This window comes from Iodobacter sp., assembly GCF_025352645.1.
Lineage (GTDB): Bacteria > Pseudomonadota > Gammaproteobacteria > Burkholderiales > Chitinibacteraceae > Iodobacter.
Window position 1 is genome coordinate 1 of record NZ_JANXSO010000119.1, and the last position, 9,708, is coordinate 9,708.

Below are 9,708 nucleotides of genomic sequence, written 5' to 3' on the forward strand. Positions count from 1 at the left end.
AGACATCACCGAGTACATCGCTGGCTTTTACAACTGTGTGCGTTTGCACTCGGCCAGGGGCAATTTACCGCCAATGATTTATGAACGAGAAATGGCAGTAAAAACACCGATCGTGGTGTCTGAAAATACTTGACCACTACATTGTACCCACCCTAAGAAGGAAAACCAATGAATATGAAAGCCAATCAACCTTGGGTGAGTATTTGCCAAGTGACAGATATCCCTAAGCTGGGTAGCCGTGTGGTGCAGCGTGATGCGGGCAATGTAGCGGTGTTTCGCTCTGCTGCAGATGTGGTGTTTGCCCTGCTGGATCATTGCCCACATAAGGGCGGGCCTTTGTCGCAGGGGATTGTGCATGGCGAATCGGTGACCTGTCCCTTGCACAGCTGGAATATCGACCTCGCCACAGGTGAGGCCCGCGCTCCCGACGAAGGCTGCGCTAGGCGCTTCCCCATAAAAGTCGTCGAAGGCGAAGTGTTTTTGAGTTTGTAGATTGGTGCTTTTTGCGTGGTATTTAGCTGTGGGAGTTTGATGCCACGCTCTTAGCACAGGGCTTAAAAATCCCCTTGAAGCACGCCGAAGCGAGGAATAAGCGGCTTGGGGTTTCGGCAAAGGGGTAGCGAGGCAGCGAGCGAGAAGCCTTTACCGCCGAGGCGATTATCCGCAGTGAGGGGCTTTCGTGCTGGTCGGGGCGGCCTTCTTTGGCTTCGTTTCTTGGCCGCGCAAGAAAGGAAGGTCCAGCGGGACGCCCGCACCTAAATCAATGTGCCGAAGGCACTAAAAAGGTCTTTTTGTTTAGCTCATATTGGGTAGGCCTCACCAATATACATTTTTGAATGATGGCGGGTTTCACCCGCCCTACAAATAGAGAACCACCATGACCACCATAACCCGTTCTACCTGTTGCTACTGCGGTGTGGGCTGCGGGGTGTTGATCGAGAGTGAGGGCGAGCAGATTGTTGGGGTGAGCGGTGATCCGGCTCATCCGGCCAATTGGGGCCGCCTGTGTACTAAGGGTTTGTCTTTGGCCAAAAGCGTGCAAAGCGCCACTGGGAGGGCCATGTATCCGGAGCTGCGCACCAGCCACTCAGAGGCTCGGCAGCGGGTTGACTGGGACACGGCGCTGGATGCGGTGGCGGATCGGTTTGCGGGGATTATTGAAGAGCACGGGCCGGATTCGGTGGCGTTTTATGTTTCTGGCCAGCTGCTGACCGAAGATTACTATGTGTTTAATAAGCTGGCTAAGGGCCTGATTGGCACGAACAATATCGATACCAATTCGCGGCTCTGTATGTCGAGCGCGGTCACGGCTTACAAAATGGCCTTGGGTGCGGACGGCCCGCCAACTTGTTATGAAGACTTGGAATTAGCGCAAACGCTGCTGTTTGCTGGCAGCAATATGGCCTATGCCCATCCGGTGTTGTTTCGCCGCTTAGAGGCGGCCAAGGCGGCTAATCCTGATATCAAATGGATCGTGATCGACCCGCGCCGCACCGATACTGCCGCGATGGCTGATTTGCATTTGCAGATTCAGCCAGGCACCGATGTGGCGCTGTTTCACGGCATGTTGCACCATATTTTGTGGGAAGGCTTGGCGGACGCCGCCTTTATTGAGGCGCATACCAGCGGCTTTGCCGAGCTAAAAGCGCGGGTGCGGCAGTACACGCCCAAAATGGTTGCCGAGCTATGCGGCGTGCTGGAGGCCGATTTACTGCAAGCGGCAGAATGGTTTGGCCGCTCGCCAGCGGCATTGTCTTTGTATTGTATGGGGCTGAATCAATCCAGCCATGGCACAGATAAAAACTTGGCGCTGATTAATCTGCATCTGGCAACGGGGCAAATTGGCAAGCCCGGCAGCGGGCCGTTTTCGCTGACCGGCCAGCACAATGCCATGGGTGGGCGCGAAGTGGGCGGCATGGCCACCATGCTGGCCGCGCACCGTGATATTGCCAACCCACAGCACCGTGCCGAAGTGGCGCAATTTTGGGGAGTGGACGCCGTATCGGGCAAGCCGGGCCTGCCCGCCGTGGCGATGTTTGATGCGATTAAAGCGGGGCAGATCAAGGCTGTGTGGATTGTCTGCACCAATCCCGCGCATTCCCTGCCAGATTTACCCAATGTGCGTCAGGCGCTAGAAATGGCCGAGTTTGTAGTGGTGCAAGATGCCTTTGCCCACACCGACACCACCGCCTTTGCCGATGTGCTGCTGCCAGCCAGCAGCTGGGGCGAAAAAGAAGGCACGGTGACTAACTCCGAGCGGCGCATCTCCCGCGTTCGGGCTGCGGTGCAGCCACTTGGCGAGGCCAAATCAGATAGCTGGATTGCCCTGCAAGTGGCGCAAAGAATGGGCGCGCGCTTAAAACCAGCGCATCCCGGCCTGTTCTTTTTTGACAGCCCCGAAGCCATTTTTAACGAGCACCGCGCGCTAACGGTAGGCCGCGATCTGGATATTGGCGGCCTAAGCTATGCGTTGCTAGAAGCCGCCCCACAGCAATGGCCTTACCCTCAGGGCGCAAGCACTGGGCAGGCGCGGCGCTATCAAAACGGCGTGTTTGCTACCGACTCTGGTCGAGCCAAATTTACGGCGGTGGATTATCTGCCGGTGGCCGAGCCGACCAATTCACGCTTTCCTTTTCATTTGCTCACTGGCCGTTTGCGCGATCAATGGCACGGCATGAGCCGCACTGGCCGCCTGCCGCAGCTCTTTGCGCATAGTCCCGAGCCAAGTTTAGAAATGAACCCAGTGGATGCCGAGCGGCGCAATCTAAAAGTGGGCGATTTACTCCGCGTGAGTAGCAAGCGCGGCAGCCTGATTTTGCCATTGGCGCTCTCTGCTGATCTGGTCTCTGGCTGCGTTTTTACCGCCATGCACTGGAGCGGGCAGTTTTTAAATAGCAGCGGCAGCAATGAAATCGCTAGCAGCGCCACCGACGATAAATCGTTTCAGCCCGAGCTAAAACACGCCGCCGTGCGCATCGAAAAAGTCGAGCTGCCATGGGCATTATTAGCCGCCCGCAAAGGCGATGTATTAGCGCTGCACGCCGCCGTACAGCCACTTTTAAAATCCTGTAGCTACGCCAGCATCAGCCTGCAAGGCCGCGACGAGCCGGTTTTAGTGTTACGCGCCGCCGCCAAAATGCTACCCGAAGGCCTCTTAGAAAAGCTCTTTGCCGCGCTCGATCTCTACCCCAATCACGACGTACTCGAATACCACGACGCCCGCCGCGGCCTGCTTAAACGCGTCGGCTGGCAAGACGATCAACTCACCGGCTTTGTACTGGCGGGAGACACCCAAGGCGGCGAAGCGCTCTTGGAGCAGTTGATCGCAGGCAACCCATGGCAAGGCCCGCGCCTCAACGCTTTCTCGCCTAAAAAACTCGGCAACACCCCACGCGACCCGGTGATCTGCAACTGCATCAACGTGCGCGAATCCGCCATCCGCGCGACCATCGCACTGGGGGCCGATGTTGCAGGCTTGAAAGCCAAACTAGGCTGCGGCAGCGTCTGCGGCTCCTGCGTACCGGAGTTAAGTAGGATGTGTAATCAGGCAATTAAGGCTTGATGGTTGATGTTGGCAGGGCGTTAAACCTTGAACCACAGAGAACACCGAGGACACAGAGTTTCACAGAGAAAAACAGAATTTAAACGTAGCTTGGGTTAGCAGCTTTATCGCGTAACCCAACATGCTTTAACACCTAAGCAGGCAGTCATAATAGGCACGGTTTTTATAGGGTGTACAACGACGAAGTCGTTGCGCACCGGAAGGCGGTGCGCAAGAAAAACGACTTGCACACCCTATGAGCTTGTTGGGAGATAGTTAAATCTTGAACCACAGAGAACACCGAGAACACAGAGTTTCACAGAGAAAAACAGATTTTTAGTTAAGTCGTGTTTTGAAAGAAAGCCTTTTCAAGGCCAACCAATATCAATGGTTATATCGCTGCTCATAGCACGGGGCTTAAATCTCCCCTTGAAGCACGCCGAAGCGAGGAACAAGCGGGCGGGGTTTCGGTGAGGACTGTTTGAGCGAAGCGAGTTCCGCAGCCGCCGCTCGATTGTCCGCAGATGAGGGGCCTTCGTGCTGGTCGGGGTCGCCTTCTTTGCTTACTTTCTTGGCGAAGCAAGAAAGTGAGTCCCAGCGGGGACACCGCACCAAAACACTTGTGCCGAAGGCACTAAAACTAATCAAACCCACTGGAAAACCAACCATGAAACAAGGCAAAGTGATTTTATTAGGGGCGGGGCCGGGGGATTTGGACTTGCTTACCATCAAAGCCATGAAAGCGCTGATGCTGGCCGATGTGGTGCTGCTCGATGATTTAGCCAATCCAGAAATCGCCAGCCTTGCCCCGCAAGCACAGCTGATTCGGGTAGGGAAACGAGGCGGCTGTAAATCAACACCACAGGATTTTATCCAAAGGCTGATGCGCCGCTACGCTTTACAAGGCAAGGTCGTAGTCAGGGTAAAAGGTGGAGAAGTGCTGCTGTTTGGCCGCGCTGGGGAAGAGATCAGCTTTCTGCAAGCCGCAGGTGTAAGTGTTGAAATTATCAACGGCATCAGCTCTGGCCTTGCCGCTGCGGCATCGCTCGGCATTTCGCTCACCCACCGCGAACACTGCCAGGGCGTCACCTTTGTCACCGCCCACGCACAAGACCATAGCGAGCCAAACTGGCAAGCACTCGCCCAAACCGGCACCACGCTAGTGATCTATATGGGAATGAGCCGCATCGCCCAAGTCACCGCCGGCCTACTCAAAACCCTAAGCCCCAACACCCCCGCCGCCGTAGTCCAATGGGCCAGCACCCCCGCCGAACGCCGCTTAATCAGTAATCTGGGGAATTTGGCGGTAGATGCACAGGCTGCTCAGATGGGGAGTCCGGCGATTATTTTAGTGGGAGAGGCGATTTGGGAGGCGAGGGAGAGGGTTTTGGAAGAGGCTCTGGTTGCCTGACTATTAAAAATCATTGATCGCGGCCAAGCCGCGGCTGACCACATCCATACATTGTTTTTCATCCAGAATATTTTCAATTCCACCTTGCTTATCAAAGCATTTGCAGTTGGTTTTTTTAGCGTTCGTCGCGCAGCCGCTGATACTGGCTAAGCGCTGCTTACGCTTATTATCTGCGGCGTATTCTTTGGCTCTTCGCTCGCTATTTTTTTGAATTTGCTCAAGTGCTTTGCTGGTGCTTTGCACCGCGCCATCCGTGATGCCTCGGCTGATTTCACGCGAGGTATTTTCTACTACACCTGCGTGGGTGTTCAGCGTTATTAGCATTAGGCAACCAAGTAATAATCGTCGCATATCTTGCCTGTTGAGTTTGGTTTTGGTGGCTATTATTGCCACAATGTATGATTGTTATCTTACTGGTTATTTTCATTATTTGTTAGTACGGTAGGGCGAGTTGGTTAGTTTCTGTTGGTTGTAAGTAGATTAAAATTGCAAAAGACAAGGACTGACCCCAATACTCCTACCCAAGTAATACCCCTTACCGCTTATTGTTAAACCAGTAAGCGAAGATTAAGATTGCCGTACTAATCTTGACTCTTCACAGGCATAGGCGTGAAAAAAGTAATACGTATAGGTGATGATACTAGCCACGGTGGTGTAGTGGTCAGTGGAGCCGCGCACCGTAATATGTTTGGTAAGGCCGTAGCGCGGGTCGGGGATATGGTTAGTTGCCCTATTCCTGGACACGGCTCTTGCCCAATTATTGAGGGTGACCCTTCGTGGAATATTGACGGCAAGGCCGTTGCGTTAGAGGGGCATAAGACAGCCTGTGGAGCCGTTCTATTTTCCTCCATGCCAGAGGTAGATCGTTCGTATGAAGGCAGCGGTGTGGCGTCTACAGGTGGAAGTCAAAGCGCACAGTCACTATTGAAAAGTGTCGCGGGCAATAGTGCTGCAAAAACAATTAAAGATACATACGACCAGCATTTTGTACTACGTGACCATGAAACCGACACTTTGTTTAAAAATCAAAAATATCGAATTACGACCTCGCTGGGCATTTTTGAGGGTGTAACAGATGAAAGTGGATTGACAGGTAAAGTTGGTACTGCCTCAAAAAGCGAAGAGATAACCGTAGAGATTTTTGGAGCTTAATTAATGGGAAAGCTTAAAAGTATTCCAGTAGATATAAAAAAAGACCCAGAGAGTCGCACTGTTTGCTACTCGTACAAAGCTGAATCCACACCAACAAAAGATGGTGAACCTGTAATACTAATGTGTGGCTGCACTTGCCCTATACCAAAGGACAATTACCCATTCAAGCCACCAGTATTTGAATACCTACAAAGCATTCAAAAATGGATTAAGCACTATTCATCATTTTATAATGTACCCCCAGTTGCTGTGGCAGGTTCAATTGCTGATGAATACAACACTAGATTTATGGAGGATTACTCTGCATTAAAAAATACAATTGACTTTGGACAAGACAACACCACACCAAATCCTGCTGTTAATGATGAAAAATGGAGCCAGAAGATAGAAGATGGCTATCAAAAATTGAAACAAAAAGACCCCAATAATGAATCACGGGGCTGGGATGATAGATTACTTAATATCTCTGCTGGTGATTATGGCAAGGCTAATATTTCATTACGAACGGCAATTGATTTGTTTGAAGAACATCGTAAAACATTCGCAGTAAACAGACAAAATATGTCACGAGGTGATTTACTAAAATATCTAGTTACAGATGAAGGAACAGCACAATTCACTGCATTAGCAATATTAGACGCTCAAAACTCAATGTTTGGCGTTCTCTCCTCATTACCGCCTAGAAAACAAGAGTCAGTTCTTGTTACTTACTTTAAACAAGGCCCTAAATATTTTAGAAGATATCAAGAAGTAGTAAAAAATAATGCAACCAACAAAATAAATCCTGGCGAAGGCTGTAGGACTTGTTATCAACGGGTACAAATTGGTCAAGCAATCGGAGTTAAAGTGCCATATTTGGAGCCTCAATGAAGCCACCATTCCATCAAGGAAAGATATTAAGCATATTAATATTCGTACTATTAGTCTTAATGTTCTTAATTGTCTATGTAGCCTCAACATCTTTAAATTCCGGGCCAAGCTCCCCAGCGTGGCAAGGGCTTATCTATGCATTTCTCTTACCGAGCCTAGCGCCATATATACCACTAGTCGTTAATGTTGGATTAGGGCGCAGTAGAAAAGAGCAATTTATGGGGCTTCTAGCTACAAGCATTGGGTATGGAATTTATTTACCATATGTATTAAGCCATTTAACCTTTACAAATAATGACCCGTGGCTATGGATGGTGACTGTAATCGTTGTCTCGTTATTAATATCAATAGCAACAACAATATGCATTAAAAAATTAACCAGCCCTTTTAAAGATAGCAGCCGTTAACTCTATGACGAAGGTAAACTATGAGCCTGTCTAATAGTTCACCACACCCAGCGATAAACTCCCCCCGCGCGTGTCATATTTTATCGTGGATTAGCATGGCAACGGGGTGTTTATTGGCACCACTAACCATCTGGTATATATTTTATTTATTAGGTGCGGAAATGACTAAGGGTTCTGTATACACGGGGCCGGTCGGCGCAACGAATGCCGTTTATTTCTTATGCGGATTAACCCTTAGCCTTATATCTACTTTTTCCGCTTATCTTGTGTACATGCTGGCAAGCAAGGGTTCTCAAGAGCGCGCTAGGACTTGGAGAGTTTGGCTGGGCTCTCATACCATATTTATAATGGCCTCGATTGCAGGGGGAATGATTATTAATTGTCGCATGGCATAAGTTACTCAGCACGAAACACACAGCTGCCTTCGGGCGATTTTTTTTACTGGGAAAAACTGGGGCCAGACCACGGTTAATTTTTTAATTTTAAAAAATTAAGACGCTAAAAAGCCACGACATACTGCTCATGGCTTTTTAATTGGGTATTGGCTTAGCCCTGTAGGGCGAGTTAGGTTTATCAACCCGCGCTGAGCGATGCTGAAAACCACAAATCACCTCCTCATTGCCACTTAGCTTGCCCTGCCTGAATCGCGGGTTACGCCTGCGGCTAAGCCACCCTACAACTTTTTTGTATAGACATTTTTTAATGTATTTGTAATAAAAAATAGAATATTTGATACATTAAACTGACAAATTTCTGGCATTCACGTCAATATTTGAGTGTAGTATAACGGCATAAATCTGGCTGCACCCTGTGGGTGTTTATCTTTGCTGTCACTTGGAAAAAGCGATGAATATCGTAGAGAAGCAAGTTGTGATTGCCGCTGCACCTGAAACGATTTTTGGTATTTACCAAGATGTTGAGAATTGGAAGGGGTGGGACCCGGATACGAAGGCCTCTTCATTAAAAAAGGGCTTAACGCTTGGCTCTAAAGGCAGTTTGACGCCTACCAAGGGCAATACCGTGCCTATGGAAGTGACGGCTATTCAACTTAACCGTAACTTTACGGTAAGCAGCAAGACCTTCTTGTATCGAATGGATTTTGATCATGAGCTGGAGGCTGTGGAGGGCGGTACTCGAGTGGTGCATCGAGTGACGTTTGCTGGGCTGCTGAAACCACTCTTAATCAGAATGCTTGCCCCGCTGGTGGATAAGGGCCTGCCTGTTACCCTGCAAAGACTTAAAGCACAGGCAGAAGGCGTTCAGGCTGCGAACGTTTAGTTGAGCATTAGAAATACTATAAGTGCTGGTAATTAAAAAAGGCGACGCTGGCTCAATATTTAATTGAGCGAACATCGCCTTTTTAAATAGTTCAATTAACCATTTTCTGCAGTTTGGGTTTTATCTTTAGCAGACCAAACGCGGTAGCGTAATTCAACGCCTTCAGGCACATAAACGACCATAGGTAATTTATAGTTATAGCGGTGTAGTTCTTCTGAATAGACGCTAACAAAAGCTTGTTTTTTAGGCGCATTAGGATCGCATGCCATCATTGTACTGATGCCCGGTTGAATTTGTGGCAGTACCCAATAATCATATCCCCAGCCCTGAGCGGTTTCTTTTTTTAATTGCCCGCCTAAATTTCTGGTATTGCAATCCACTTCCATCATCTTGCCCGGCAATAATTGCACCCGGTAAAACTCCGGATTTTTTACTTTCGGCAGCTGAATCACTTTGCGAACAAAGCCTGCTTCTGGCGCAGGAAAGGCTTGCATTGGATCTGGGCTTGCAGCAAAGGTACTGGCGCAGGTAAGTGCAGTAAGGATGGCAAGTTTAATTTTCATTTAATCTTCCTTAAAATTTGATTGATGCAATCTTTATGGCAAGAGCCGCCGCTTATTGATAAGGCATCATATGGATGATCTGCTTTGAAGAGTAGCAACTATTTACAAAAAGTTAATGATATTTATCACAATTTTTTATGCAAATAAAACGGCATATATATTTGTGAGGTCTGCAATTTTAATAAATGGTTAATTTTTTTTATGTAATCTAATTAATATTATTTGATAAGTTTAATAGCTATTTCTTTTTGCACACATTCTTTGCGTGATCCACCTGCTGTATCCACTTTAAAACCGCAGGCTTTGGCAATGATATAGCCCTTGGCTTCTGGGTTATTGCTTAAAAATGAGTTAACCGAGGTGGGTACGCCAGATAGCGAGATGTTGTCTTTGTCGGCCTCCCATTTCAGGGTTGCTCGGGCGTTTTTTTCTGGGTTTAGCGTAAAAAACAAATCGGTATCATCGCTGCTGACCAGCGCATCTTTA

At 48.9% G+C, this 9,708-nt stretch carries 10 protein-coding genes; 7 read left to right on the forward strand and 3 right to left on the reverse strand.

The annotated features are described in order from the left end of the window. Nucleotides 1-168: 168 nt before the first annotated feature. The 3 genes from nirD to cobA all read left to right on the forward strand — a co-directional run bounded on the left by nirD (nucleotide 169) and on the right by cobA (nucleotide 4,952). Nucleotides 169-492, forward strand: coding sequence for a nitrite reductase small subunit NirD (nirD, locus tag Q0R17_RS13280; protein WP_293935773.1), 324 nt, complete (start codon nucleotides 169-171; stop codon nucleotides 490-492). A 385-nt stretch (nucleotides 493-877) separates the two neighbouring features. Beyond that, nucleotides 878-3,562: a nitrate reductase gene (locus Q0R17_RS13285; RefSeq protein ID WP_293935774.1), complete on the forward strand. Its 2,685-nt coding sequence runs from the start codon at nucleotides 878-880 to the stop codon at nucleotides 3,560-3,562. A gap of 646 nt (nucleotides 3,563-4,208) precedes the next feature. Next, nucleotides 4,209-4,952: a uroporphyrinogen-III C-methyltransferase gene (gene cobA, locus Q0R17_RS13290; RefSeq protein WP_293935775.1), complete on the forward strand. Its 744-nt coding sequence runs from the start codon at nucleotides 4,209-4,211 to the stop codon at nucleotides 4,950-4,952. A 3-nt stretch (nucleotides 4,953-4,955) separates the two neighbouring features. Here the strand turns inward: cobA and Q0R17_RS13295 are convergent, their stop codons facing one another. Then, entirely contained in the window at nucleotides 4,956-5,276 is a 321-nt protein-coding gene (locus tag Q0R17_RS13295) for a hypothetical protein (protein ID WP_293935776.1), read from the reverse strand. Nucleotides 5,277-5,561: 285 nt separating this feature from the next. Between Q0R17_RS13295 and Q0R17_RS13300 the strand changes: the two genes are divergently transcribed. The 4 genes from Q0R17_RS13300 (at nucleotide 5,562) to Q0R17_RS13315 (ending at nucleotide 8,659) form a co-directional block, all read left to right on the forward strand. Further along, nucleotides 5,562-6,104 (forward strand): PAAR domain-containing protein, encoded by a 543-nt coding sequence (locus Q0R17_RS13300; RefSeq protein ID WP_293935777.1) that lies wholly within the window; start codon nucleotides 5,562-5,564, stop codon nucleotides 6,102-6,104. Between the two features lie 3 nt (nucleotides 6,105-6,107). Next, nucleotides 6,108-6,974 (forward strand): hypothetical protein, encoded by an 867-nt coding sequence (locus Q0R17_RS13305; RefSeq protein WP_293935778.1) that lies wholly within the window; start codon nucleotides 6,108-6,110, stop codon nucleotides 6,972-6,974. Continuing rightward, on the forward strand, nucleotides 6,971-7,381 hold the full coding sequence (locus tag Q0R17_RS13310; protein ID WP_293935779.1) for a hypothetical protein: 411 nt from the start codon (nucleotides 6,971-6,973) through the stop codon (nucleotides 7,379-7,381). Before Q0R17_RS13305 ends, Q0R17_RS13310 begins: the two co-directional genes overlap by 4 nt. An 846-nt stretch (nucleotides 7,382-8,227) precedes the next feature. Next, the gene (locus Q0R17_RS13315) at nucleotides 8,228-8,659 is read left to right on the forward strand and encodes an SRPBCC family protein (RefSeq protein WP_293935780.1); all 432 of its coding nucleotides are present in this window, start codon (nucleotides 8,228-8,230) and stop codon (nucleotides 8,657-8,659) included. 95 nt (nucleotides 8,660-8,754) lie between these two features. Here Q0R17_RS13315 and eco read toward each other — a convergent pair whose 3' ends face one another. Together eco and Q0R17_RS13325 are read right to left on the reverse strand one after the other, a co-directional pair. Continuing rightward, nucleotides 8,755-9,222: a serine protease inhibitor ecotin gene (gene eco / locus Q0R17_RS13320; RefSeq protein WP_293935781.1), complete on the reverse strand. Its 468-nt coding sequence runs from the start codon at nucleotides 9,220-9,222 to the stop codon at nucleotides 8,755-8,757. 218 nt (nucleotides 9,223-9,440) lie between these two features. Then, nucleotides 9,441-9,708: hypothetical protein (locus Q0R17_RS13325; RefSeq protein ID WP_293935782.1), on the reverse strand; the 268-nt coding region annotated here is incomplete at its 5' end.